A 24,172-nucleotide genomic window follows, 5' to 3' on the forward strand; every position below is an offset into this window, starting at 1 on the left:
ATGTCTGGCCGGGTAAGGATTATTACCCTATTTCCCCGCTTTATTGTAATGAACCTTAAGCTGAGAAGAACGCGGGCGCTATGAAGAAACAGCATAATTATACGGTGATGCACTGGGGAACCTGGCAGGTGGAGAGCCGTGAGGGCGAGATCGTGGCGGTTAAGCCGGTGCCCTGGGATAAAAATCCCTCACGCATCGGCCAGTCGCTCCCCGACGCGGTGACCAGCCAAACGCGCATTCGCCGTCCGGCGGTGCGCGCCGGCTATCTCCAGCACGGGCCGGCGTCACGAGAAGGGCGAGGTAAAGAGCCCTTTGTCGAAGTCAGCTGGGAGGTGGCCCTGGACCTGCTGGCGCGCGAGCTGCGCTCGGTCAAGGCGCGCTGCGGCAATGAGGCGATCTACGGCGGCTCCTACGGCTGGGCCAGCGCTGGACGCTTTCACCATGCGCAGAGCCAGCTGCACCGGTTTCTCAAGGGCTTTGGCGGGTACACCGCCAGCACCAATACCTATAGCAGCGCCGCGGGCGAGCGTATTCTGCCGCATATTCTCGGGCCGCTGAGCCCGCTGCACCGGCAGCATACCCATTTTTCCGAGCTGGCCCGGGAGTGTCAGCTGTTTGTCGCCATCGGCGGACTGCCGCTGCGCAATGCCCAGGTCAACGGCGGCGGCGCCAATGACCATATGCTCCAGTACTGGCTGGATAAGATGCAGGCCAACGGCACCCGGTTTATCAATATCAGTCCGGTGCGCAATGACCTCAGCGCGGTGCCCGACGCCGAGTGGCTGGCCATTCAGCCGGGTACCGATACCGCACTGCTGTTGGCCCTGAGCTATGTGCTGATCGCTGAGTCTCTCTACGACCAGGCGTTTGTTGCCAGCCATACCGTCGGGTTTGCCCCTTACTGCGCTTATCTGTTGGGCGAGCACGATGGCGTAGCGAAAACCCCGGCGTGGGCGGCGGCGATTACCGGCCTGGACGCCCAGCGCATCGCCGACCTGGCGCGGGAGATGGCCCGCCACCGGACGATGGTGAATATCTCCTGGTCTATCCAGCGCGCCCGTCAAGGGGAGCAGGCCTACTGGGCGACGGTGGCCCTGACCGCGCTGCTGGGACAGCTCGGCACCCCGGGCGGCGGCCTCGGGTTTGGCTACGCCTGCACCAACCTGGCGGGCGCGGTGCGAAAAGCGTTTTCCGGCCCGCGCTTACCCGCCGGAGAGAATGCGGTGGACAGCGTTATCCCGGTGGCGCGGCTGTCCGATATGCTGCTGCACCCGGGAGAAACCTATGAGTTCGACGGTCAGCAGCGGCGCTATCCCGATATCCGTTTAGTCTACTGGGCGGGAGGCAATGCGTTTCATCATCATCAGGACATCAACCGACTGTGCGAGGCCTGGCGCCGCCCGGAGACGGTGGTGGTGCATGAGCAGTACTGGACCGCGCAGGCCAAATTCTCCGATATCGTTCTGCCGGCCACCACCTCGCTGGAGCGAGAGGATATCGGCAGCGGCGGTCACGACGGGTTTATGATCGCCATGAGCGCGCAGATCCCGCCGGTGGGCGAGGCGCGTGACGATTACGCTATTTTCTGCGATCTCGCCGATCGGCTTGGATTCGGAGAAGCGTTCAGCGAAGGGCGGGACGCCGGGCAGTGGCTGCGTCATCTCTATGAGGAGTCAAGACCGCGGGCGCAGGAGGAGGGTATTGCGCTGCCCTCGTTCGATGACTTCTGGCAGCAAGGGGTGCTGGAATACAGCGCGCCGGAGCGGCCGCAAATTTTTCTCGCCGATTTTCGCGCCGATCCGCAGCGCTATCCGCTTTCCACGCCCTCCGGCAAAATTGAACTCTTTTCCGCCACCGTCGCCGGGTTTGGCTATCGCGAATGCCCTGGCCATCCGTGGTGGGATGAACAGGAGGCCGCCCGCCAGCGGCAGGAGGCGGCGCGCTGGCCGCTTCATCTGCTCTCCAGCCAGCCGCGCGCCCGCCTGCACAGTCAGTACGACCACGGCAGCGTCAGCCGGGCGACGAAAGTTCAGGGACGCGAGCCGCTGTGGATGCATCCGAGCGATGCGCAGGGAAGGGATATCCGCGAAGGCAGCGTGGTGAAAGTCTATAACGACCGCGGGGCGATTCTGGCGGGGGTGCACCTGAGCGAGCAGATTTTGCCCGGCGTGGTACAGATGTCCACCGGCGCCTGGTATGACCCGCTGGATCCGAAGGAAGAACGGTCGCTCGATAAGCACGGTAATCCCAACGTATTAACCGAGGATCGCGGCAGTTCGCGCCTGGGACAGGGCTGTAGCGCCCAGAGCTGCTGGGTGGAGATCGCCCCGTGGCGAGAGGAGCTGCCGCCGATCACCGCCTTTGATCCGCCGAAGTTTATTGAAGTTTAGGCGTTGTCGCTCGCCGGCGGCGGGGCGGGTAGCCCGGAGAAGGCGCGGTATGCGCCGCCTCCGGCAAAGCCCGCGCCTGGCGGTTTTAGACTGACGACAGTTTGACGTTACGCCAGCCGCGGGTAGGCGCTGGCGATATCGTCGCCGGTAAACTGAGCGATCCAGCCTTCCGGGTTATCAAAAATGCGGATGGCGGTGAAGTTCGGTTCTGAACCCATATCAAACCAGTGCGGAGTGTGGGCGGGAACCGAAATCAGATCGTTCTTTTCGCACAGCACCTGGAACACCTCGTCGCCAATGTGCAGGCAAAACAGGCCAGCGCCCTCGACAAAAAACCGCACCTCGTCTTCGCCATGGGTGTGCTCGTTCAGGAACTTTTCCCGCAGCGCCTCTTTTTGCGGGTTATCGGCGCGCAGGCTGATGACGTCCCAGCTCTGGTAGCCCTTTTCGGCGACCAGTTTATCAATCGCATGCTGATAGGCGGCAATCACCGTTTCCGGGCTGGGATTTGCGCCGAGGTCGCGGTCGGCCTGCCAGCGCTCGAAACGGACGCCTTTGGCGTTAAGTTGATCCTGAATCGCTTTGGCGTCGGTGCTGTGCCAGACCGGCGTTTGCGGATCGGTCACGGAAAAAAGAGTTAATGCGCTCATGCTGGGATCTGCTCCGGATGAATGTCGTCAAAACGCTGAACCTGAGGGTGATGGCTCGCCGGGTCGCGGTCGCCGCGAACCAGCTGCACAGTGCGCAAACCCGCGGCCTCGGCGGCATCAAGTTCCTGATGGATATCCGACAGAAACAGGATGGTGCCAGGGGCATGGCCCAGGTGTTCAGCAATGTTACGGTAGGACTGCACCTCACGTTTGGCGCCTACCAGGGTATCGAAATAGCCCGTGAACAGATGAGTAATATCACCTTCATCGCTGTAGCCAAATAACAATTTCTGCGCAGCCACCGAGCCTGAGGAATATACATACAGATCAATACCCTGCGCTTTCCATTGCTCCAGCGCCGGCAGTACGTCCGGGTAGAGATGGCCGGTAAAGTCGCCGTTGAGATAGCCGTCGCGCCAGATGATCCCCTGCAGCGCCTTCAGCGCCGTGGATTTACGGTCTTCATCCATAAAGGCGAAGAGGGTAGTGATAAGGTCGGCGGTGCTGGCGGCGGGGGCGTCTGTTTCGCGGCGCAGGTTGTCGAGAATGGTTTTAACCGGTTCAGCGTGCTGCTGAGCGGTCACAAAGCCGGCCAGTCGTTCGCGGGCGTAGGGGAACAGCACGTTATGCACGAAGCGGATATCGCTGGTGGTGCCTTCTATGTCGGTCACGATGGCGCGGATCATGGTTTCTCCAGAGTGGGCGTAGCGTGGAATAACATTAGCATTTAGACGTCTAAGCGTCTTGATTGCCAAATATTAACATCGTGTTATAGTGGCTTCAACAACAGCATTACAATCGGTATAAAAAGAATGAACAATAACCCCTTGATTCCAGAGAGTAAACTTCCTGCGCTCGGCACCACGATTTTTACCCAGATGAGCGCCCTGGCCCAGCAGCATCAGGCCATAAACCTGTCCCAGGGCTTTCCCGATTTTGACGGCCCGCGCTATCTTCAGGAGCGTCTGGCGTACCACGTGGCGCAGGGGGCGAATCAGTACGCCCCGATGACCGGCGTGCCGGCGCTGCGCGAGGCGATCGCCGGGAAGACGGCGGAGCTGTATGGTTACCAGCCCGACGTTAACAGCGAGATCACGGTCACCGCCGGCGCGACGGAGGCCCTGTATGCGGCGATCACCGCCCTGGTGCGCCGCGGCGACGAGGTGATCTGTTTCGATCCCAGCTATGACAGCTACGCCCCCGCGGTGGCGCTGGCCGGCGGCGAGTTACGTCGTATTGCGCTGCAGCCGCCGCATTTTCGCGTCGACTGGCGGCAATTTGCCGCCGCCCTGAGCGAGAAAACCCGGCTGGTGATCCTCAACACCCCGCACAACCCTTCGGCCACCGTCTGGCAGCGCGAGGATTTTGCCGCCCTGTGGCAGGCGATCGCCGAACGCGAGATCTATGTCCTGAGCGATGAAGTCTATGAGCATATCTGCTTTGCTGAGGGCGGCCACGCCAGCGTACTGGCGCATCCACAGCTGCGCGAGCGGGCGGTGGCGGTCTCTTCGTTTGGCAAAACCTTTCATATGACCGGCTGGAAGGTCGGCTACTGCGTGGCCCCGGCGGCCATCAGCGCCGAACTGCGCAAGGTGCACCAGTATCTGACCTTCTCGGTGAATACCCCGGCGCAGCTGGCGATCGCCGACATGCTGCGCGAAGCGCCGGAGCATTATCGTGAGCTGCCGGCGTTTTATCGGGAACGTCGCGATCTGTTTATTGAAGCGCTGCGCCCAAGCCGGCTGGAAATCCTGCCCTGTGAAGGGACCTATTTCCTGCTGGCGGACTACAGCGCCATCTCCGATCTTGACGATGTCAGCTTCTGCCGCTGGTTGACCACTGAGATCGGCGTGGCGGCGATCCCGCTCTCCGTCTTCTGCGCCGATCCGTTCCCGCACAAGCTGATCCGCTTGTGCTTCGCCAAACAGCCGGCGACTCTGCTGGCTGCGGCGGCGCGTTTGTGCCAGCTGTAGTTACTTAATCGTCCACGCCTGGGAGAACTGGCGGCCGGCGAACATTTCTGTCAGGCCGCTAATTTGCTTCAGACGCAGCACTTCATCGGCATCCATCCCCAGCTCTTTGCCGATTTTCTGCGGCGTCCAGCCGAGCTGGGTCAGCTCGCGGACGATCTCTGACATGGCGTGGATTTGGTGGCGACCGCGCGCCCGGTTATGGCGTATGGTCGCTGCCATCAGCCCGTCACGCGAGGCAGCTTCACTCGTCAGGCAGGTCACCGGCAAATAGCCTTTTAGCGTTTTTTTCAGCGCGGCTTTGCTGCAGGCCAGCTCATGGCGGTGAAAACCATCGACAATCGTATACGCCTGTGGGCGTTGCTGGATGACGACGACCGGCTGGGTAAAGCCGTCGGCCTCCAGCGACGTTTGCAGCAGACGCTTCTCCGGCGGCGCCACGTTATTCGGGTTGTAGTCGTTGGGGGCGACCAGCTCCTGTTTGACCCACAGCACGCAGTCGACGGGCTGCGAGCGGAAGGGGCTGTAGTGGTGGAGCACCTGGCGAAACGCGTTGATAGCCTCAATGCGCGCCTCGTCATCCAGCTTTTGCAGGTAAGCTTCCAGCGCCTGCGTCAGTTGTTGTTGCATAATATCCCCCATTGTTGGCGATGTTTTTCCATGCGTTTACGGTAGCGCTGATAGTGGCTGCTTTTGGTTGGGCTAAACGAAAGCTGACGGCACCAGTAATCGTTATTGAGCAGTACTTTGCAGACTCGCCGCCAGGATGGAATATCTTTGGTGCCAATGTCCGCAGGTTGGGTATCCGGAATATCCTCCATACCTTTTTTCTGGTACCAGCGCAGGTAGACGGCGATTTTATTGCGGTAGTGCTCGGCGGTGGTTTCCGGCATGCTGTCGAGCAGGAACAGGGCGTAGCTTTTCCACGTCAGGTGGTCGGGCTTGTCGATTTTCCGATGACCGTAGAACTGATTATCATGCCCGGCATAGACCCCGCCGCTGTGCGCGCCGCTCACTCGCTGGCACATCGCGGCCCAGCGCTCAGGTTCCAGCACGTGATACAGCCACAGCCCCTGGCGCTGCTCGGGACCAAACGGTTCGCAAATGCGCATATAGCGCAGCGGCACCCCGGCCTGATACATCAGATCGTACAACGGGTTATAGGGCTCGCCGCTTTTGGCAAACCAGGTCCAGATATCGGCGGTTTTCCAGTCATAGAGCGGGTAGATGTACCAGGCATGGCCGCCCGGCGCTGAAGTGGTCCATGGTTTATCGTCGGCGAAGCGCTGTTTACGCTGTGAAGAAATCGTCATAAAGCGATTTAGCGATTCGTCGGCGCGAATGCCCACCAGCACGGCGGCGGGACGACGCTGCGAAAACCACTCGGCGAAGTGGCTGACGAAGGCTTCAAAGCTCATTCCGGGTTGATAAAATGAAAAATAGCCCGGGTGGGTAATGGCCCAGGGCGGCGGCTGGCGTACCCACTCGGTTCCGGGCTCCCAGCATTGCCATTGCGGCTTATACTGCGTCAGGGCATTTTGGGTGGTGAGCGGCAGGGCGACCCAGTAAAAGGTTTCGATGACATCCGCATACAGCGCACGCAGTTTTTCACAGTGGGCGATGGTGCAGGAGAACTGCGCTTCCCAGTCAATAAACAACACGCAGATTTTTTTCCCCTGTAACCGCGCCGCCTGGGCGGTTAAATGCAGCATAACGGTGGAATCTTTTCCCCCGGAAAAAGAGACACAGATGCGCGAAAAATTATCCATGACCCACTGGATCCGCTGCTCAGTTGCCTGCAGCACCGATTCCGGTAAGGGATATTTAATAAACGACATGACCATTAATCCTTTAATAGTAGAAAATTCCCGTTAGCTCAGTATAAACGATGAGGGGTAGGAAATTAATGGTCGATTATTGTTTCTGGCAGCGGGGGAACAGAAGGGCGTTATTCGCTGTGATTAAATTGGGGCCGTGATGCCTCTCGATCATTCATTAATATGGTGATTAATTCAGTTAAAAAATGATTTTGCGAAGATGCATGGTGGTAATTAATGTAGATCGTGATATCCGGAAAAAGATTATCTATGTTGATGGCGTGAAGCTGCATAGTGGGTGAGATAAAGTCATATAAATAGGAAGGCAAAAAGCCAATTAAGTCGGTTTTATTAATCATGTTAAGAATGGTCATAAAAGAGTCGCTGCGAAAGGCAATATTGCGCGGATTCAGCCAGGCGATGCTGCTTTGCTGCACGCGCTGAATAACGGGATCGTTGGTAATATAGTGAGTGAAAAACTCCTGCGCCAGTGACTCTACCGAGGTAAGCGTTTCGCGTCGCGGATGGCCCGCCCGGCAAACCGCCAGCGTCTGCACCGTCTGATAGGGCTGACAGATCGTGGCGCGGTTGGTAATGGGCATGCGGGTGAACACCAGGTCCGCCTGGCGATACGCCAGCAGCTCCTCAGCCGATTCGGTGGTGGTCAGGTTATGGTGCTCAATTTGCAAGTTCGCCTGATGACAGAGCTGGTTAATCATAACGTGGCTATTGACTGAACAGAACAGCGGGGGGCCATATATCACAATACGTTTACGCAGTTCTGAGCGATTATTTAGATTGATGGTTTTTTCCAGCTGCTCCAGATTTTGCTGTAGATGATAATGAAGATTGACGCAGGCGGTGGTGGGCGTCATTCCTTTGCCAACACGAACAAATAGCGGATCGTTTAACTGCTGGCGCAGACGCTGCAACGACTGACTCACCGCTGAGGGGGTGATAAATAACATCGCCGCCGCTTTGCTGATGCTCAAATGTTGATAGATACATTCGAAAATAACCAATAAATTCAAATCGAACTTTTTCAGATCGTAAAGATTTGCCATTAATGCAGTCCTGTTTATTACCGGTGCGGATTATAATATTCTTAATAATAATGTTTTGTGGCTTAATATTTGCGGTGTGAATTTAATTATTGGCAAATACAGTTAAGTTCTGCTTAATATATCTTATCGTCGACGGTGGCGCCAGCGGTCGCTTCCGCCAGGCGCCATTGCGGGATGGAATTACTCTTTTTCACCCATCATAATATGCAGTTTCTCTTTATCCGGTAGGCCGACCACCTGCTGCAGCATATTATCTTTATTCATATAATAAATCGCCGGCGTCACGTTGGCTCCCAGATCGTCCATCAGCTGCTGGTTGACGTTGAGCATTTTCATTTTCTCCGGCGGAATTGCTTTCGGGATCGTCAGAGCCATTTTCCCATTCGATTGCTCGTAATCATGCCAGGTTTTCGCCGGATCGCTGCTGGCGAGAATCGCCGCGGCGGTGGCCGGGCTCTCCGGCTTAATCACCCCCACCAGCAGAGTGCGGATCTGCACTTTACCGGCCTCTACCCAGGGGCGGGATTGCTGCCAGAACTGCTTGCAGTAGGGACAGAAGGGATCGGCAAAGACATACAGCACGATAGGGGCGTCCTTGCGACCATCCTGCAGCCAGTGGGCGCTGGCCATCTTCTTCCACATCTCTTGTCCCGCCGGGGTATAGAGTTCTTTCTGAAACAGCTGCTCGCTGAGGTTGCTGCCGTTCTCATCATACATATAGCCGGAGATCGCGTGTTTACCATCCGGCGTTAGGTAGATGGCGACCCCCATGTCCTGGTATTTGCCCAGCCAGCCTTTCATTCCCCCCGGCGCCTCAAAGGGTTTTATAATGGTAATGCCCTGTTTTTCAATCGCTTTTACCGGAGCGGGGAGTTCCTCCGCATGGCTGCATAACGGCAAAAGGCTGAGTAACAGCAGACGCTTTAACATAAGTATTCCTTGTAAAATCAGCAGGAAAGGGCAAAACGATTGTCGAACCTATCACAGTCATAGGCAAGATCAGCAGAATGACGGATTGCCCTTTGCTGGCGTGGGTGATGTAATCTTGGATGCTGTTACATTAAGGTAATGTAGAGCGCAACACATAGCCAGTCTGACTGGCGCTGAACCTACCCTCGGGTATTTCAGGTAACGGGGCCGCCTGAAAAGGTGGCCTTTTTACTTTTGTCGCGGCAAATGATGCGAAAAACAGCGATTAGCGCTGAACGCGTCGACAGGTTCACAGAGTTGTCTTGTTCCGGTTGTTAGATAACGCTTATTGATTCGATAATGTAAACGCATTGGTCGGGTCAGGAAAAATTCGTTAACTTAGACCTCAACGAAAACACGGAGGAAGTATAGATGTCCTTAATTAACACCAAAATCAAACCGTTCAAAAACCAGGCATTCAAAAATGGTGAATTCATCGAAGTCACCGAGAAAGACACCGAAGGCCGCTGGAGCGTCTTCTTCTTCTATCCGGCTGACTTCACCTTCGTCTGCCCGACCGAACTGGGCGACGTGGCTGACCATTACGAAGAACTGCAGAAGCTGGGCGTAGACGTTTACTCTGTGTCTACCGATACCCACTTCACCCACAAAGCGTGGCACAGCAGCTCTGAAACCATCGCCAAAATCAAATATGCGATGATCGGCGACCCGACTGGCGCCCTGACCCGTAACTTCGACAACATGCGTGAAGATGAAGGTCTGGCTGACCGCGCTACCTTCGTCGTTGACCCGCAGGGTATCATCCAGGCGATCGAAGTTACCGCTGAAGGTATCGGCCGTGATGCGTCTGACCTGCTGCGTAAAATCAAAGCGGCGCAGTACGTTGCTTCTCACCCAGGCGAAGTCTGCCCGGCGAAATGGAAAGAAGGCGAAGCGACGCTGGCTCCTTCTTTAGATCTGGTTGGTAAGATCTAAGTCTGTTTGTGCCCGGCGGCGCTACGCTTGCACGGGCCTACAACATCGTAGGCCGGGTAAACGGCGTGCCACCCGGCAATCAATGGGCGCTTTCGCGCCCATTTTATTCCAACACCATGATGCAAGCGCATTCAGGCAGCCTGACGAGGCCGCTTGCATGATGATGTTTTAAGCCCAGGAGATAACAATGCTCGACACCAACATGAAAACCCAGCTCAAGGCCTACCTTGAGAAGCTGACCAAGCCTGTTGAGCTGATTGCCACGCTGGATGACAGCGCTAAATCGGCAGAAATCAAGGAACTGTTGGCTGAAATCGCTGAACTGTCAGACAAAGTCACCTTTAAAGAAGACAACACGCTCGCGGTACGTAAGCCCTCGTTCCTGATTACTAACCCAGGTTCCGACCAGGGGCCGCGTTTTGCGGGCTCGCCGCTGGGCCACGAGTTTACCTCGCTGGTGCTGGCGCTGCTGTGGACCGGCGGTCATCCGTCGAAAGAGGCCCAGTCGCTGCTGGAGCAGATCCGCGATATTGATGGCGATTTCGAATTCGAAACCTACTATTCGCTCTCCTGTCATAACTGCCCGGACGTGGTCCAGGCCCTGAACCTGATGGCGGTGCTCAACCCGCGCATCAAACACACGGCGATTGACGGCGGGACCTTCCAGAATGAGATCACCGAGCGTAACGTCATGGGCGTGCCAGCGGTGTTCATGAACGGTCAGGAGTTTGGTCAGGGACGGATGACGCTGACTGAAATCGTCGCCAAAGTGGATACCGGTGCGGAAAAACGCGCAGCGGAAGAGCTGAATCAGCGTGACGCTTACGATGTACTGATCGTTGGCTCCGGCCCGTCCGGCGCGGCGGCGGCGGTCTACTCTGCACGTAAAGGGATTCGTACCGGCCTGATGGGCGAACGCTTCGGCGGTCAGGTGCTGGATACCGTGGATATCGAAAACTATATTTCGGTGCCGAAAACCGAAGGCCAGAAGCTGGCAGGCGCGCTGAAAGCGCACGTCAATGACTATAACGTCGACGTGATCGACTCCCAGAGTGCGACCAAACTGACGCCGGCAGCGACAGAGGGCGGCCTGCATCAGATCGAAACCGCCTCCGGCGCGGTGCTCAAGGCGCGTAGCGTCATCATCGCCACCGGGGCGAAATGGCGCAATATGAATGTGCCGGGCGAAGAACAGTATCGCACCAAGGGCGTGACCTACTGCCCTCACTGCGATGGTCCGCTGTTTAAGGGCAAACGCGTAGCGGTAATCGGCGGCGGGAACTCCGGCGTGGAAGCCGCCATTGACCTGGCGGGCGTAGTGGAGCACGTAACCCTGCTGGAGTTTGCCCCAGAGATGAAAGCCGACCAGGTGTTGCAGGATAAAGTCCGCAGCCTGAAGAATGTCGACATCATTCTTAATGCGCAGACCACGGAAGTGAAAGGCGATGGCAGCAAAGTCACCGGTCTGCAGTATCGTGACCGGGTGAGCGGCGATGAGCATCATGTCGCGCTGGCGGGGATCTTCGTCCAGATTGGCCTGCTGCCTAACACCACCTGGCTGGAAGGCGCCGTTGAGCGCAACCGCATGGGCGAGATCATCATCGATGCGAAGTGCGAAACCAACGTCAAAGGCGTGTTCGCCGCGGGCGATTGCACCACCGTGCCGTACAAACAGATTATTATCGCGGCAGGGGAAGGGGCAAAAGCATCGCTGAGCGCTTTCGACTACCTGATCCGCACGAAAACCGCATAACAAGTCAGACAATAGACCTGCATAACAAAGAGGCTACCCAGGGGTAGCCTCTTTTTTTATACTCTTTTCGTCATTCTTACCTGACGACCATTACCGGGATATGGGCATGGCGGATCACGCTTGAGGCATTGGAGCCGAGCAGGTGGGTACTGATGGAGGGATTGCGTGAGCCAATAACTACCACGTCGGCGTTAATTTCGCTGGCCAGTTCGTTGACCATATCGCGCACGCTGCCAAAACGGACATGTAGCTTGATACGAGACGGGTCAATGCTGAAGTGGCTGACCATCGTCTGCAGGCGAGTCTCCGCCTCATGCTGCAGATGTTCCTCAAACCGCCGCAGGTCGGCGGTAAAACGGCTCATGGTAAAGCTCGCGGAACCCGGTAAGACGTGGAGCAGATGGATCACCCCGTCCTGCTGGGCCAGAAACTCCGCGTGCCGGACGGCTTTATCGCTCAGCGCCATCTCAAAGACATCAACCGGCATAATGATAGTCTTATACATATGCAATCCTCCTTGTTCGTTTGCGTCTATATCAACATATTATATGCGGATATTGTGTCATTCAGGTCGCAAAACTGTCAGCCAGGCAGGCGCAAAGCGTAAAAAAGGGTAAGCGGCGGGAAAACAGCAGAAAGAGGATGTGCGGACATCCTCTGAATAAAGCGCGAAACGCCTCAGGCAGCGGGATTAGCGGTGGAATTCGCCAGCGGCTTCCGGCTGGTACAATAGCTCCAGCACTTCCAGGTGCGTCGATGCGCCGCCCGGCAGCTCCCAGTGAATGGTGCTGCCGACTTTCAGGCCCAGCAGCGCGGCGCCCACCGGCGCGAGGACGGAGAGCTGGCTGGCGCTGTCGGTCACCTGTGACGGAAACACCAGCGTCCGCACGCGCTCTTCGCCGCTGGTTAAATCGCGGAATTTTACCCTGCTATTCATGGTGACGACATCATGCGGCATCGCTTCCGGGGCCAGCATTTGCGCGCGGTCGAGTTCCTCATTCAGGGCATCGGCAACCGGTGAGTTGGCGAAAGCCGGCTGCTCCAGCAGCCTGTCGATACGTTCGGCATCCAGTTCATTAATGATGATTGCGGGTCTGGTCATTGCATACTCCATGTTATCCAGGAACCTGTCCGTAAAAGAAAACCCTCGCCGAAAGGGGCAAGGGTTAAGGTCCTACCATCATACTGAGAGTTGCCGGCAGTTTGAAGTGATGAAACGCACATTCAGCGTGCAACACCATCCGGCGGACGGTGTTTTCCAATCAGCATCCCGCTTTACGCTAGTGGCCAACCTTATCGAGGATAAACTGTGCGCCGCAGTTACCCGGGTGAGGCTGGGGCAGAAAAGAGGAAGTGGCCAGCGGGGCGTTGATGGTCGCGGCGTTGAGCGAGATTTGCATCTCCGTCAGATAGGCCGGATTACCGTTGCAGGTTAGCTTAAACGCCTTTACGCTCTGCGGACCCCAGGCGCGGGCCACGGCGGCGTCGAAGTCGGCGCGGCTGACCGTTTGGCCATAGTGCTTCGCGAGAAAATCCCCCACCGGGCTGCGCTTAATTTCACCGTTTAGTCGCACCATGGCGCCAAAGTAGCTGTCGGGATCGAAGCCGAAGCAGACGCCATGTTTGGCATATTCGTAGCGTTCCAGGCAGGAGGTGCCGCCCGATCCCGGCATCACATTATTAAGTTTATTGGCCATCTCCAGCGACAGTCCGGTCTCCGCCGCCTGGCATTTGCGGTTCGCTTTTACCTCCGGCATGTTGGGCACCGGACGCGTGGCGCAGCCGTAGCGCATCCAGCGACGTTCATCCACTCCGCGCGCGGCAATGGACTTTGGCAGCCCGGGCCACAGGCCATGCACGGTCAGAAAGTCGGCTTTATTCGCGGTGTCCTGCTGCAGGCGACACTCTTCCGGTTCGTTGCGATTGCGGTCATACATGCTCTGACAGAATCCGGTTTGCCAGGAGAGGGCAAGGACGTAGCGGTCAAAATCAGCGTATCGCATCGCGGTGAGCGGTTCAGCACCGGCCTGAGTGGCGGTAAGCACAAGGGCAATCGCGGCGAAATCCTTCCTGAACATTTTTATTCCTGATTATGGATGGCAAAAGATAACGGGGAGTTATTAAAGCATAAAAAAGGCGCCCGCTGGCGCCTTTTCGCGTGGTTAGACCATTAGTGGAGCGCGCTGCCGGGCACCAGGATTTCAGTAGCAACGATCACCACCAGCAGGCCAACGAGCACCGGCACTGAGGTGCGCTTGACCACTTCGAATGGGGAAATCTTCGCCATCCCGGCAACGGCGACCACCACCCCGGAGACGGGCGATATCGTGCGGCCGAGGTTAGAAGCCTGCAGCATCGGAATCGACAGGTAGGCCGGATTGATGCCGGAGGAGTGCGCCAGCTTGGGGATCATCTCAACGAAGGCGTAGAACGGGGCATTACCGGAACCGGTGGTCATCGCCGCCAGCATGGTCAGGATCACCAGCACCAGCATCAGAATAATGCTGGCCGAGCCGAAGGAGGTAGCGATTGAGATCAGACCGTTGATAAAGCCGATAGTGCTTAACCCCTGGGCAAAGACGCCGGCGGCAACCAACAGCATCACTACGCCGGCGAAGGCGTCGGCCATTCCACGGTAGGCGACTTCCAGCCCGCTAAAGACGTTTTTGGTGTTGAAACCGCGCAGGAACTCGAGGATCGCCGCCAGCAGCATGCAGCCAACGAGGATGGTGATAATGTGCAGCTCCGGCCCCCATTTACCGTCAAAGATCAGCACGCCGATGATCGGGGTAAACGGCAGAATGGCATACAGCGCCGGGGCGGTGGTGGTGATGTCGTTGACATCGAGCATCTCGTGAGAAATGTGCTCTTTTTTATCCAGATAGCGCTGCCAGAAAAAGTGGGCGATCGCCATGCAGATAATAGCCGCGATGGAGATCGGCAGCGTGGTTTTAAAAGCAAAGTCGATCAGCGGCATTTCAGCGGCTTTGGCCGCCAGGACGACGTCACCCGAGGTTGGCGAGAGGATAATCGCCGCCGGTGAGGCGCAGATGGCGGCGGCGGCCCCGCGGCTGATACCGACATTCACCATTACCGGGAACAGCGTCGCCATCAGCAGTACGCCAAGGCCGGTCGCGGAGGAGACGGCCAGCGACATCAGGCAGGCGACAAAATAGGCGGCAATCATCAGCAGATAGGGCGAATTAATATAGCGCAACGGCTTCGACGCTAATTTGACCACCATATCATTGGCGCCAATATGGGTCATATAGGTGGCGAAGCCGCATAGCATCATGATCATCATACCCAAATCGCCGCCGCGGCTCATGAGTAGAATCTTAATGTATTCAATAATATCGGTAGCGGAATAGCCGGTGCTCGCGGTATTACCCGGTAACACTTTATGTCCCAGCAGGGCGCTGACGATCAGTAAGATTAAGCCTCCGACGAACAGCACCCCGGTGGCCGAGTAGCCTTTCATGATATAGCGGGCTACGCCCACAATGACCACGATCCCTATCAGGATCTCAATAAACGTCAGCATTTATTACCCCTAAACCCAAAGAATATGTAGCTAAAAAGCACCACACCAAATTTTAATGTGCGAATGTGCCGAAAAAACGGACAAAACTCGCTGATGCAAATCAATAAAGCGATAAGAACTACACGTCCCCCATCACGCCTGGATATAATCACCAGATGGATAGTTAAGCCGTTCTGATGGACAGCGGGCGAAAATCAGGAGTTTGCCTTATTTCGTTCAACCTGCATTGAGATTATCTTTGCTATTTTAGGTGGTTTTTAAATCAAAGTGGTAATAGAAAAGTGTTGATGTTACGTCGTTTTTCATTGTTTTCTCTTGGTTTTTTAGGATGGTTATTGGTGTCCGGAAACGCCAGCGCGTCGTTTTCATCGACCCTTAGCGAAGGTTACCATACCTTAAGTAATAACGTAGCGCAGACCTGGAATGAGCCGGAGCACTATGATTTGTACGTTCCAGCCATCACCTGGCATGCGCGCTTTGCCTATGACAAGGAAAAAACCGATAAGTATAACGAACGTCCGTGGGGGGCAGGTTTCGGCGTCTCGCGCTGGGATGAGAAAGGGAACTGGCATGGCCTGTACCTGATGGCGTTTAAAGACTCTTTTAATAAGTGGGAGCCCATCGGCGGCTACGGGTGGGAGAAAACCTGGCGCCCGCTGACGGACCAGAATTTCCACCTCGGCCTTGGCTATACCCTCGGCGTCACGGCGCGCGATAACTGGAACTACATCCCGATTCCGGTGATCTTGCCATTGGCGTCAATAGGTTACGGTCCGGCAACTTTCCAGATGACCTATATTCCCGGCACCTACAATAACGGTAACGTTTACTTCGCCTGGGCGCGCTTCCAGTTTTAATTCGCTAAATCTTAGCAATAAATGAGATAAGCGGAAGGTCTTGTGCAAAAACAAGGACTAAAGCGTTACCCACTAAAAAAGATAGCGACTTTTATCACTTTTTAGCAAAGTTGCACTGGACAAAAGGTACCACAATTGGTGTACTGATACCCGACACAGCATTAGTGTCGATTTTTCATATAAAGGTAATTTTGATGTCTAAGATTAAAGGTAACGTTAAGTGGTTTAATGAGTCCAAAGGATTCGGTTTCATTACTCCGGAAGATGGCAGCAAAGATGTATTCGTACACTTCTCTGCAATCCAGTCCAACGGTTTCAAAACTCTGGCTGAAGGTCAGCGCGTAGAGTTCGAAATCACTAACGGTGCCAAAGGCCCTTCTGCTGCAAACGTCATCGCTCTGTAAGCAACGCGTCAGTAGAATATAAAAACCCGCTAATAAGCGGGTTTTTTTTTGCCTGTCTCCTTCGCTTTTAGCGGCTGGCCGCCTGCGAGAAAAGCCAGAAGGCGAGCGCCGTCATCGCAAACGAACCCAGCAAATTCACCGCGACGTTGAGCAGCGCCCAGCTTACCCGGCCCTGCTGCAGGAGAAACACCACTTCCGCAGAAAAGGTGGAGAACGTGGTCAGGCCGCCGCAGAAACCGGTGGTAATCAGCAGTTTCCACATCGGGTCAATACCGGTCAGACGATTAAACCACGCCAGCCCGGCGCCAATCACAAAGGCGCCTAACAGGTTGGCCGTTAGAGTCCCAATCGGGATAGCATGGTGCACAGGATTGAGCTTCATGCCGAGCCACCAGCGCAATACGCTGCCGGTGCCGCCGCCAATAAAAACGGCGCAAAGAAGTTGAAACACGGTCGTTTCCTGCTATTTGATGTAAGAGAGTGTCAAGTGTAGCGCGCATCGGGCGCGATTGGCTATCCATAACCTGACGGGAGAAGAACATGCGGGTAGCGGCAGGACAATTTGCCGTCACGCCAGTATGGCGGACGAATGCGCAAACCTGTGTGGCGATGATGCAGCAGGCGGAGCGAGAAGGGGCGGCGCTGCTGGTACTGCCGGAGGCGTTGCTGGCGCGGGATGACAACGACCCGGATCTGTCAGTTAAATCGGCCCAGCCGCTGGATGGCGCATTTTTGCAGCCGCTGTTGGCCGAGAGCAGGCGTAACAGCCTGACCACGGTCCTGACGCTCCATGTGCCGTCAGGGGAGGGGAGAGCGACCAACACGTTGGTGGTATTGCGGGAAGGCGCAGTGATTGCCCATTATCACAAACTTCATCTATATGACGCCTTCGCGATGCAGGAGTCCCGGCGGGTGGATCCCGGTCAGCAGATCCCGCCGGTGATTGAGGTGGCGGGATTACGCGTTGGCCTGATGACCTGCTACGATCTTCGCTTTCCGGAACTGGCGCTTTCGTTGGCCCTGAATGGGGCACAGCTGCTGGTGCTGCCCGCTGCATGGGTGAAAGGGCCGCAGAAAGAGCATCACTGGGCGACGCTGCTGGCGGCACGCGCTCTCGATACTACCTGCTATATCGTGGCGGCAGGCGAATGCGGAACGCGCAATATCGGGCTGAGCCGCATCGTCGATCCGCTGGGGACCACTCTGGCGGGGGCCGGGAGCGAGCCGCAGCTGATCTTTGCCGATCTCTCAGCGGATGACCTTGCGCGCGTTCGCGAGCGTTTGCCAGTGCTGCGGAACCGACGATTTGCGCCACCGCAATTATTATGACGTTTTTTTAAACAAGGCTTGATTCACCTTGTTACAGATTGCTATTGTGTCCGCGCGTCAAATACCCGTATTGTTTATCCCAATAATTCGCTGTGCACGTCAGGATGGACATCTCAGCGCTCACTCCCGGAGGGGAGGCTATGGGCCGAAACACGCAGCCCACGCACAGGTGGATTACAATAGGACGGATAAATGCGTGTATGATGGCGTATTCGCAGCTTGTATTGAGAAGAAGGTTAGCTATGGGTGAGATTAGTATTACCAAACTGCTGGTAGTCGCAGCACTGATTATCTTAGTGTTTGGTACCAAGAAATTACGTACGCTGGGCGGCGACCTGGGGTCGGCTATCAAGGGCTTTAAAAAAGCCATGAACGAAGATGACGATAGCGCGAAGAAAACCACCGCAGAAGAAGAAGCGCCGGCGCAGAAGCTCTCTCATAAAGAGTAATTCTCCGGCTGCGTCTCCTGACGGGATGCTGGCGGTACGGCGAAGAGGCCGCGACGTTTATCGTTGCGGCCTTTGTCGTTTTTGTCGACGCCGCGGAGAAAAGATGCAACTAACTGTTACGGACAGGCGAAACGGATGAAGCGGAGAGAGCCGCTGCGCCGAACAGGCGCGCAGCGGCGGAAGCGGTGGGTTATTTAACTTCCATCCCTTTAGCCTGCAGGTCGGCATGATAGGAAGAGCGGACGAAGGGACCGCAGGCGGCGTGGGTGAAGCCCATCGCCATCGCTTCCGCTTTCATCTCTTCAAACTCCTCCGGGCTGACGTAGCGCTGCACCGGCAGGTGGTGACGGCTCGGCTGCAGATACTGGCCTAACGTCAGCATGGTGACGCCATGGCGACGCAGGTCGCGCATCACTTCGATGATCTCGTCGTTGGTTTCGCCCAGACCTACCATCAGGCCGGATTTCGTCGGGATCTCCGGGTGCGCTTCTTTAAAACGCTCCAGCAGCTTCAGCGACCAGTTGTAATCCGCGCCCGGACGTACCTGACGATAAAGACGGGGCACGTTTTCGAGGTTATGGTTGAAGACATCCGGCGGGGTCACCGTCAGAATATCAAGTGCGCGATCCATGCGGCCGCGGAAATCCGGAACCAGCGTTTCGATCTTAATCGACGGATTTTTCTCGCGAATGGCGCTGATGCAGTCGGCAAAATGCTGTGCGCCGCCATCACGCAGGTCGTCACGGTCTACCGAGGTGACTACGACATAGCGCAGACCCATATCGGCGATAGTTTGCGCCAGCTTTTGTGGCTCGTTTGCATCTGGCGCGACCGGGCGTCCATGCGCGACGTCGCAGAACGGGCAACGGCGGGTACAGATCGCGCCGAGGATCATAAAGGTCGCGGTACCGTGGTTGAAGCATTCTGCAAGGTTCGGGCAGGAGGCCTCTTCGCACACAGAGTGCAGGCCGTTCTTACGCATCGCTGCTTTGATTCCCTGGATACGGGACGAGTCTGCCGGAAGTTTGATTTTCATCCATTCCGGTTTTCTGAGCAGAGCTTCACGCTCAGTTGCCACGTTTTTCACCGGGATAAGGGCCATTTTATCGGCGTCGCGGTACTTAACACCGCGTTCCATCACAATGGGTTTACTCATAGCGTGCGTGTTCCAGTTGCGAGTCACGAAGGAAAGCGAATTAATTCAATGAAATGTTGCAATTATCAACTATTTTTGAATCAAGAGCAGGCAGTATACCATTGAAAAGGGGCAGAAAGCAGCCTGCCTGCCCGGCAAATTGTAAAATAGTTGTTGTTTTATCCTTTTCCCTTCCGTGCGCTACGCCTTAAACGAGCGGATCACCGTCTCGATGATCTCTTTCAGCAATGGCTCTTTCCCGCTCAGCTTATTAAAGTGCAGCGCAACGTCAATCTGCTCTTCACCGAGGGAAGGGAAATCCAGGGTCTGCAGCGGCCAGAGACGGGACACCATGGCGAACAGGCGTTCGGTGGTCAGACCTAGCATATCGCTCCCGGCGATCATCGCCGCCTGGGTCATCAGGTTAAAGGTGCTAAAGCCGCAGCGGCGCTCGCCCATCTCTTCCTGTAGTCGGCGATGGAGGGTGGGGTAGCGCTGGCCTTCCGGCAGCAGCAGCGCAAATTCGTACTCCGCGAGGGTCGTTTCATCCTGCGGACCGTCCAGCGCGGGATGCCCTGCGCGGCAGTACATCTGTACCCGATCCTGATACAGCACATGATGGCTTATCGCCTGGCCGCTGTGCAGGTGGGTATCAATGAGCAGATCCACCTGGCGCTGGTCAAGCTGCCGCGCGGCGTCGACGATGGCGATATTGTGCAACAGGATCTGCGGAAAGGTCGGCTTCAGCGCGCTGGCCAGGCCAGGCATCAGCAGCGCTCCCATCGCTGGCGTAGTGGCGATAGTGATCACCCGCTGCTGGTGCGGGCTACCGGTGATATCCAGCGCGCTGAGGAAAGCTTCCATGCCGCGGCTGATGTATTGATGAAGATGGGTGGCATAGGCGGTGGGGGTGACGCCCTGTCCTTTGCGGATAAATAGCGGATCGGGGAACAGCGCCCGCAGTTTGTTAATTGACTGGCTAATCGCCGAGGGTGTGATATTGAGTATCTTCGCGGCGTTGACGATACCTTTATGTACGTATACCGCTTCAAAGATCGTCAACAGATTGAGGTCAATATTACGCAGGATGCGAAACATTTGACGATCGTAACGTTCATCCTGTCTGTCAGGAGATTCTGACGGAGGCGTATTCTCTGGCACGCGATGAGTCCGGTTGGGAATGATAGGCCAAGTATAGCGGCCCACCGCGTTGCCGTGCGTGACAATTGATTGCAAAAATAACGTGTTACTCGTTTAGCGCCCCGCTGACAGCGGGACGTTGGCCTGCCGCTTAATCCCGGGGAAGATATTCGTGCGGTGGATGATTTAGCAGCGCCAGCAGATTGGCGACCAGCCGCGGAGCGACCGTCTCCGGGGAGGCTGCCGGCTGCCACTGGCGCATTTGCGTCATCTCCATACCGGCATAGCCGCAGGGGTTGATACGCAGAAACGGTGTGAGATCCATGGCGATATTAAGCGCCAGACCGTGGAAAGAACAACCTTTACGGATCCGCAATCCCAGAGAGCAGATTTTGCGTTCGCCGACATAGACGCCAGGGGCATCGGCGCGGGGGTGCGACTCGATACTATATTCAGCCAGGGTATTGACGACCGTTTGCTCCAGTAGCGTCACCAGCTCCCGCACGCCCAGCTTACGGCGCTTGAGGTCCAACAGGACGTACATCACCTGCTGTCCCGGACCGTGATAGGTGACCTGGCCGCCGCGATCGCTCTGGATCACCGGAATATCGCCGGGCACCAGCACGTGTTCCGCTTTGCCGGCCTGACCCTGGGTGAATACGGGGTGATGTTCCACCAGCCAGATCTCGTCGAGGGTATCTTCATCACGGGCGTCGGTAAATTCATGCATCGCCTGCGAGACGGGTTCGTAAGGTTGCAGGCCAAGCTGCCGGATAAGAATTTTATTGTGCTGCAAAACAACATCTCCGCCGGGAAGAGAGAATTCAGGTTGGGGAGTATATCACAGCCGCGCAGAAGGGAATGAGAAGACCCGGCACGGCGGCCGGGTCAGGGAAAAGGTTACAGCACCATCCGAACGATATCGATATTGCCTAACTCTTCGTACAGCGTTTCCACTTGTTCAATGTGGGTGGCGTTGATGGTGATGGAGACCGAGTGGTAGTTACCTTTGCTGCTCGGTTTTACTGACGGCGAGTAATCACCAGGCGCATGGCGCTGTACCACTTCCACCACCTGATCAACCAGCTCCGGCAACGCCTGCCCCATTACTTTGTAAGTAAATGGCGTAGGGAATTCAAGCAGTTCGTTAAGTTTGGTTTTCATGTCAGCTCCGGTGTTACGACAAAATAATAACTCCCACCAAGGGCGGGAGTTATCAGGTTACTTGGATGAATAGTATATGGGGATGGAAATCACACTTTCAAGTGTTCGATTTTTAACCAAACCAGTGGTGGAACATTAATTTAATGTAATCAATAATTTTGCCGAAGAAATTACCTTCCGGAATTTCCTGCAGGACCACCAGCGGACGCTGGTCGATGGTTTTACCATCCAACTGGAAGTTAATGGTGCCGACAACCTGGTTTTTCTGCAGTGGGGCGTGCAGCTCAGTGTTATTCAGCACGTAGCTGGCTTTCAGATCTTTCATTCGGCCGCGCGGAATGGTCAGGTAGACGTCTTTATCCACCCCCAGCGAAGCGCGATCGCTGTCGCCGAACCAGGCCGGTTCGGAGGCAAACTCTTTGCCAGCTTTAATCGGGTTGACGGTTTCGAAGAAGCGGAAGCCCCAGGTAAGCAGTTTTTTGCTTTCCGACTCACGGCCTTTGAACGTCCGGCCGCCCATTACCGCGGAGATCAGGCGCATCTGGCCTTCGGTGGCGGAAGCGACGAGGTTGTAACCCGCTTTGTCGGTATGGCCGGTTTTGATGCCGTCGACGTTCAGGCTGTTATCCCACAGCAGGCCGTTACGGTTCAGCTGGCGGATGCCGTTGAAGGTGAACTCTTTCTCACGATAGATGGAGTACTCGTTCGGTACGTCGCGGATCAGCGCCTGGCCAATCAGCGCCATGTCGCGCGCGGAGCTGTACTGTCCGTCAGCATCAAGACCGTGAACGGTCTGGAAATGGGTGTTTTTCAGGCCCAGAGCGTTGACGTAGTTGTTCATCAGGCTGACGAAGGCGTCCTGGCTGCCGGCGACGTAGTCGGCCATCGCCACGCAGGCATCGTTACCGGACTGCAGGTTAATACCACGGATCAGCTGAGAAACCGGCACCTGCATGCCCGGCTTGAGGAACATCAGAGAAGAGCCTTTGAAAACCGGGTTGCCGGTGGCCCAGGCATCGTTGCCGACGGTGACCAGATCGGACTCTTTGAATTTGCCCGCTTTCATCGCCTGACCGATAACATAGCTGGTCATCATTTTGGTCAGACTGGCCGGGTCGCGGCGGGAGTCGGCATTGTTTTCAGCCAGTACCTTGCCAGAGTTGTAATCGATAAGGATCCAGGATTCGGCGTCAATCTGCGGGGCGCCTGGGATCATCGTTTTGATATTCAGGTCATCGGCGCGGGCAGCGGAGGAGAGCGCTGCAACGGAGAGCGCCGTAATGAGTAAACGAGCGGTGAAAGAGGTCTTCATGGTCAGAACAACGGCATCCGTGATGGAGTTAAAAAAGTGCCTTACTATAGCAAATGCTCTGCGGGCCAGCATCCGACATTGCGCATGAGTTTGTTAATGACTTTTACATGCGCGAGGTGAACGGGCGGCCCGCGGCGTTTAGTTGGCGCGAGTAATAAAGGACTGCAGCTGCGCTTCGCTTTGCAGGCGCTGCTGCACGGCGCTGGCCTGTGCTTTATCAGCAAAGGGACCCAGCTGAATACGCCAGACCGCGCCGTTTTGCATGACCCGGCCTGGCACAGAAAACTGCTGGCTCAGGCGCTGCTGATACTGCTGCGCCCGCGTCTGGTCGCTTACTGCGCCCACCTGGACAACAAAATTACCGCTGGCGCTGGAGGTCGCCGAGGACGAGGCCGCCACGGCGCCAGCGGCGGTGGCCGCAGCGGGCGCCACATTACCCTGAATGGAGCCAGGCGCGGTCACTGGCGCTGTTGGCGTGGCGCCGGCGGCAGGAGCCGTCGCGGCGGCTGCCGCTGGTTCGCTACTCTCCAGCACGCCGTTGTTCAGGGGCGTCGGCGCGCCGAGGAAACCGCCGCTGTTCACCGGCGCGCCCACGCTGTCTGCCGGCGTCAGCGTGCTGTTGCTGATCGGGCGAACGTCAGTGGGTGCGGGCTGGCTCATGCCAGCGGCGTCCCCACCGTCCAGATTCGGACGGGCGGGCAGGGCGTAAGTTTGTTTGGCGACGGTGGTACAGGCCATCCCCGGGCCGGAAAGCGAACCGTCAGGCGCGACGATGATGGGGTCGATGCGCACTTTGGTGTTGTTGGAGGTGTTCAGGCGGTCAGCGGATGCGCGGGAAAGCGAGATGACCCGATCGTTGCCATAGGGACCGCGATCGTTAATCCGCACGACGATCATCCGTCCGTTGGCAAGGTTAGTGATCCGCGCGTAGCTCGGGATCGGCAGCGTCGGGTGCGCTGCGGTCAACTGAGTCGGATCGAAGGCTTCGCCGCTGGCGGTCAGGTTGCTGTTGGGTTCAGCGTCATAGATCGCCGCGAAACCGGCCTGAGTAAAGTTGGCCGGATCCTGAACGATTTTGTAGCTTTTACCGTCGCGCTCATAATCCTGATTCGCCGTGGCGTTCGGCGTTTCATACTGCGGATCGGCGCCGCTGATCTCAACCGTCGGGCCATTACAGACGGCCGGCTGTGGAGTACTGACCGTTTTTTGTTGCACGTCATCACTCGAACATGCCGCCAGCAGCCCCGCTGCTATGCAGATCCCCAGCCATTGCTTACGCATTGCTAACC

25 protein-coding genes are annotated in these 24,172 nt (G+C 56.6%); 8 read left to right on the forward strand and 17 right to left on the reverse strand.

Going from position 1 to position 24,172, the window contains the following annotated elements; all coding sequences use genetic code 11:
* Positions 1 to 80 precede the first annotated feature (80 nt).
* On the forward strand, positions 81 to 2,390 hold the full coding sequence (locus KHQ23_RS21020; RefSeq protein WP_004191355.1) for a molybdopterin-dependent oxidoreductase: 2,310 nt from the start codon (positions 81 to 83) through the stop codon (positions 2,388 to 2,390).
* A gap of 107 nt (positions 2,391 to 2,497) precedes the next feature.
* On the opposite strand, the gene KHQ23_RS21025 is transcribed toward KHQ23_RS21020, so the two are convergent.
* Both KHQ23_RS21025 and mtnC read right to left on the reverse strand, forming a co-directional pair.
* Positions 2,498 to 3,040 carry a 1,2-dihydroxy-3-keto-5-methylthiopentene dioxygenase gene (locus KHQ23_RS21025; RefSeq protein WP_002894357.1) on the reverse strand — a complete coding sequence of 181 codons (543 nt, stop codon included), beginning with the start codon at positions 3,038 to 3,040 and terminating at the stop codon, positions 2,498 to 2,500.
* Positions 3,037 to 3,726, reverse strand: coding sequence for an acireductone synthase (gene mtnC / locus KHQ23_RS21030; protein ID WP_004179015.1), 690 nt, complete (start codon positions 3,724 to 3,726; stop codon positions 3,037 to 3,039). The genes KHQ23_RS21025 and mtnC overlap by 4 nt, the downstream gene beginning before the upstream one ends.
* 141 nt (positions 3,727 to 3,867) lie before the next feature.
* Here mtnC and KHQ23_RS21035 point away from each other — a divergent pair, with 141 nt between their 5' ends.
* Complete coding sequence (locus KHQ23_RS21035) at positions 3,868 to 5,013, forward strand: pyridoxal phosphate-dependent aminotransferase (RefSeq protein ID WP_020802207.1); 1,146 nt, start codon at positions 3,868 to 3,870, stop codon at positions 5,011 to 5,013.
* Here KHQ23_RS21035 and KHQ23_RS21040 read toward each other — a convergent pair whose 3' ends face one another.
* The 4 genes from KHQ23_RS21040 to dsbG form a co-directional block, all read right to left on the reverse strand.
* A complete protein-coding gene (locus KHQ23_RS21040) occupies positions 5,014 to 5,640 on the reverse strand; it encodes a ParB/RepB/Spo0J family partition protein (protein ID WP_004151651.1) in 627 nt (208 codons plus the stop codon). It lies immediately after the preceding gene.
* Positions 5,625 to 6,848, reverse strand: a complete 1,224-nt coding sequence (locus KHQ23_RS21045) for a phosphoadenosine phosphosulfate reductase (RefSeq protein WP_002894369.1) — start codon at positions 6,846 to 6,848, stop codon at positions 5,625 to 5,627. Before KHQ23_RS21045 ends, KHQ23_RS21040 begins: the two co-directional genes overlap by 16 nt.
* Positions 6,849 to 6,958: 110 nt before the next feature.
* Positions 6,959 to 7,891 (reverse strand): LysR family transcriptional regulator, encoded by a 933-nt coding sequence (locus tag KHQ23_RS21050; RefSeq protein ID WP_004212615.1) that lies wholly within the window; start codon positions 7,889 to 7,891, stop codon positions 6,959 to 6,961.
* A 180-nt stretch (positions 7,892 to 8,071) separates the two neighbouring features.
* Positions 8,072 to 8,821 (reverse strand): thiol:disulfide interchange protein DsbG, encoded by a 750-nt coding sequence (gene dsbG, locus KHQ23_RS21055; RefSeq protein WP_002894375.1) that lies wholly within the window; start codon positions 8,819 to 8,821, stop codon positions 8,072 to 8,074.
* Between the two features lie 411 nt (positions 8,822 to 9,232).
* On the opposite strand from dsbG, the gene ahpC reads away from it, so the two are divergent.
* Together ahpC and ahpF are read left to right on the forward strand one after the other, a co-directional pair.
* A complete protein-coding gene (ahpC, locus tag KHQ23_RS21060; protein WP_002894394.1) occupies positions 9,233 to 9,796 on the forward strand; it encodes an alkyl hydroperoxide reductase subunit C in 564 nt (187 codons plus the stop codon).
* A gap of 187 nt (positions 9,797 to 9,983) precedes the next feature.
* Positions 9,984 to 11,549, forward strand: a complete 1,566-nt coding sequence (gene ahpF, locus KHQ23_RS21065; RefSeq protein WP_004142378.1) for an alkyl hydroperoxide reductase subunit F — start codon at positions 9,984 to 9,986, stop codon at positions 11,547 to 11,549.
* A 76-nt stretch (positions 11,550 to 11,625) separates the two neighbouring features.
* Here the strand turns inward: ahpF and uspG are convergent, their stop codons facing one another.
* The 4 genes from uspG to dcuC all read right to left on the reverse strand — a co-directional run bounded on the left by uspG (position 11,626) and on the right by dcuC (position 15,093).
* Positions 11,626 to 12,054, reverse strand: a complete 429-nt coding sequence (gene uspG / locus KHQ23_RS21070) for a universal stress protein UspG (protein WP_002894401.1) — start codon at positions 12,052 to 12,054, stop codon at positions 11,626 to 11,628.
* A gap of 186 nt (positions 12,055 to 12,240) precedes the next feature.
* Positions 12,241 to 12,651 (reverse strand): nucleoside diphosphate kinase regulator, encoded by a 411-nt coding sequence (gene rnk, locus KHQ23_RS21075; protein WP_002894404.1) that lies wholly within the window; start codon positions 12,649 to 12,651, stop codon positions 12,241 to 12,243.
* Positions 12,652 to 12,829: 178 nt separating this feature from the next.
* Positions 12,830 to 13,627, reverse strand: a complete 798-nt coding sequence (rna, locus tag KHQ23_RS21080; protein ID WP_032434185.1) for a ribonuclease I — start codon at positions 13,625 to 13,627, stop codon at positions 12,830 to 12,832.
* A gap of 92 nt (positions 13,628 to 13,719) precedes the next feature.
* Entirely contained in the window at positions 13,720 to 15,093 is a 1,374-nt protein-coding gene (gene dcuC / locus KHQ23_RS21085) for an anaerobic C4-dicarboxylate transporter DcuC (RefSeq protein ID WP_032434187.1), read from the reverse strand.
* Between the two features lie 338 nt (positions 15,094 to 15,431).
* On the opposite strand from dcuC, the gene pagP reads away from it, so the two are divergent.
* Both pagP and cspE read left to right on the forward strand, forming a co-directional pair.
* Positions 15,432 to 15,950 (forward strand): lipid IV(A) palmitoyltransferase PagP, encoded by a 519-nt coding sequence (pagP, locus tag KHQ23_RS21090; RefSeq protein ID WP_004183399.1) that lies wholly within the window; start codon positions 15,432 to 15,434, stop codon positions 15,948 to 15,950.
* Positions 15,951 to 16,144: 194 nt separating this feature from the next.
* The gene (gene cspE / locus KHQ23_RS21095; RefSeq protein ID WP_002439184.1) at positions 16,145 to 16,354 is read left to right on the forward strand and encodes a transcription antiterminator/RNA stability regulator CspE; all 210 of its coding nucleotides are present in this window, start codon (positions 16,145 to 16,147) and stop codon (positions 16,352 to 16,354) included.
* A gap of 67 nt (positions 16,355 to 16,421) precedes the next feature.
* Here cspE and crcB read toward each other — a convergent pair whose 3' ends face one another.
* Positions 16,422 to 16,805: a fluoride efflux transporter CrcB gene (gene crcB / locus KHQ23_RS21100; RefSeq protein ID WP_004223642.1), complete on the reverse strand. Its 384-nt coding sequence runs from the start codon at positions 16,803 to 16,805 to the stop codon at positions 16,422 to 16,424.
* A gap of 89 nt (positions 16,806 to 16,894) precedes the next feature.
* On the opposite strand from crcB, the gene KHQ23_RS21105 reads away from it, so the two are divergent.
* Positions 16,895 to 17,683, forward strand: coding sequence for a deaminated glutathione amidase (locus KHQ23_RS21105; protein WP_002894461.1), 789 nt, complete (start codon positions 16,895 to 16,897; stop codon positions 17,681 to 17,683).
* 242 nt (positions 17,684 to 17,925) lie between these two features.
* The gene (gene tatE / locus KHQ23_RS21110) at positions 17,926 to 18,132 is read left to right on the forward strand and encodes a twin-arginine translocase subunit TatE (protein WP_002894464.1); all 207 of its coding nucleotides are present in this window, start codon (positions 17,926 to 17,928) and stop codon (positions 18,130 to 18,132) included.
* A gap of 190 nt (positions 18,133 to 18,322) precedes the next feature.
* Here the strand turns inward: tatE and lipA are convergent, their stop codons facing one another.
* The 6 genes from lipA to rlpA all read right to left on the reverse strand — a co-directional run bounded on the left by lipA (position 18,323) and on the right by rlpA (position 24,164).
* Positions 18,323 to 19,288: a lipoyl synthase gene (gene lipA / locus KHQ23_RS21115; RefSeq protein ID WP_002894467.1), complete on the reverse strand. Its 966-nt coding sequence runs from the start codon at positions 19,286 to 19,288 to the stop codon at positions 18,323 to 18,325.
* 180 nt (positions 19,289 to 19,468) lie between these two features.
* Positions 19,469 to 20,428 (reverse strand): YbeF family transcriptional regulator, encoded by a 960-nt coding sequence (locus KHQ23_RS21120; RefSeq protein WP_004220154.1) that lies wholly within the window; start codon positions 20,426 to 20,428, stop codon positions 19,469 to 19,471.
* A 130-nt stretch (positions 20,429 to 20,558) separates the two neighbouring features.
* Positions 20,559 to 21,203, reverse strand: coding sequence for a lipoyl(octanoyl) transferase LipB (gene lipB, locus KHQ23_RS21125; RefSeq protein WP_002894472.1), 645 nt, complete (start codon positions 21,201 to 21,203; stop codon positions 20,559 to 20,561).
* A 104-nt stretch (positions 21,204 to 21,307) separates the two neighbouring features.
* Positions 21,308 to 21,571, reverse strand: coding sequence for a DUF493 family protein YbeD (ybeD, locus tag KHQ23_RS21130; protein WP_002894474.1), 264 nt, complete (start codon positions 21,569 to 21,571; stop codon positions 21,308 to 21,310).
* 112 nt (positions 21,572 to 21,683) lie between these two features.
* Entirely contained in the window at positions 21,684 to 22,883 is a 1,200-nt protein-coding gene (gene dacA / locus KHQ23_RS21135; protein WP_002894539.1) for a D-alanyl-D-alanine carboxypeptidase DacA, read from the reverse strand.
* 138 nt (positions 22,884 to 23,021) lie between these two features.
* Positions 23,022 to 24,164, reverse strand: coding sequence for an endolytic peptidoglycan transglycosylase RlpA (gene rlpA, locus KHQ23_RS21140; RefSeq protein ID WP_032434189.1), 1,143 nt, complete (start codon positions 24,162 to 24,164; stop codon positions 23,022 to 23,024).
* Positions 24,165 to 24,172: the final 8 nt, after the last annotated feature.

Source organism: Klebsiella sp. 64, assembly GCF_018223915.1.
Classification (GTDB): Bacteria; Pseudomonadota; Gammaproteobacteria; order Enterobacterales; family Enterobacteriaceae; genus Klebsiella; species Klebsiella pneumoniae.

Coding starts and splice junctions, on each gene's coding strand:
- KHQ23_RS21020 (WP_004191355.1), top strand. CDS start 81: ATGAAGAAACAGCATAATTATACGGTGATGCACTGGGGAACCTGGCAG.
- KHQ23_RS21025 (WP_002894357.1), bottom strand. CDS start 3,040: ATGAGCGCATTAACTCTTTTTTCCGTGACCGATCCGCAAACGCCGGTC.
- mtnC (WP_004179015.1), bottom strand. CDS start 3,726: ATGATCCGCGCCATCGTGACCGACATAGAAGGCACCACCAGCGATATC.
- KHQ23_RS21040 (WP_004151651.1), bottom strand. CDS start 5,640: ATGCAACAACAACTGACGCAGGCGCTGGAAGCTTACCTGCAAAAGCTG.
- KHQ23_RS21045 (WP_002894369.1), bottom strand. CDS start 6,848: ATGTCGTTTATTAAATATCCCTTACCGGAATCGGTGCTGCAGGCAACT.
- KHQ23_RS21050 (WP_004212615.1), bottom strand. CDS start 7,891: ATGGCAAATCTTTACGATCTGAAAAAGTTCGATTTGAATTTATTGGTT.
- dsbG (WP_002894375.1), bottom strand. CDS start 8,821: ATGTTAAAGCGTCTGCTGTTACTCAGCCTTTTGCCGTTATGCAGCCAT.
- ahpC (WP_002894394.1), top strand. CDS start 9,233: ATGTCCTTAATTAACACCAAAATCAAACCGTTCAAAAACCAGGCATTC.
- ahpF (WP_004142378.1), top strand. CDS start 9,984: ATGCTCGACACCAACATGAAAACCCAGCTCAAGGCCTACCTTGAGAAG.
- uspG (WP_002894401.1), bottom strand. CDS start 12,054: ATGTATAAGACTATCATTATGCCGGTTGATGTCTTTGAGATGGCGCTG.
- rnk (WP_002894404.1), bottom strand. CDS start 12,651: ATGACCAGACCCGCAATCATCATTAATGAACTGGATGCCGAACGTATC.
- rna (WP_032434185.1), bottom strand. CDS start 13,627: ATGTTCAGGAAGGATTTCGCCGCGATTGCCCTTGTGCTTACCGCCACT.
- dcuC (WP_032434187.1), bottom strand. CDS start 15,093: ATGCTGACGTTTATTGAGATCCTGATAGGGATCGTGGTCATTGTGGGC.
- cspE (WP_002439184.1), top strand. CDS start 16,145: ATGTCTAAGATTAAAGGTAACGTTAAGTGGTTTAATGAGTCCAAAGGA.
- KHQ23_RS21105 (WP_002894461.1), top strand. CDS start 16,895: ATGCGGGTAGCGGCAGGACAATTTGCCGTCACGCCAGTATGGCGGACG.
- tatE (WP_002894464.1), top strand. CDS start 17,926: ATGGGTGAGATTAGTATTACCAAACTGCTGGTAGTCGCAGCACTGATT.
- lipA (WP_002894467.1), bottom strand. CDS start 19,288: ATGAGTAAACCCATTGTGATGGAACGCGGTGTTAAGTACCGCGACGCC.
- ybeD (WP_002894474.1), bottom strand. CDS start 21,571: ATGAAAACCAAACTTAACGAACTGCTTGAATTCCCTACGCCATTTACT.
- dacA (WP_002894539.1), bottom strand. CDS start 22,883: ATGAAGACCTCTTTCACCGCTCGTTTACTCATTACGGCGCTCTCCGTT.
- rlpA (WP_032434189.1), bottom strand. CDS start 24,164: ATGCGTAAGCAATGGCTGGGGATCTGCATAGCAGCGGGGCTGCTGGCG.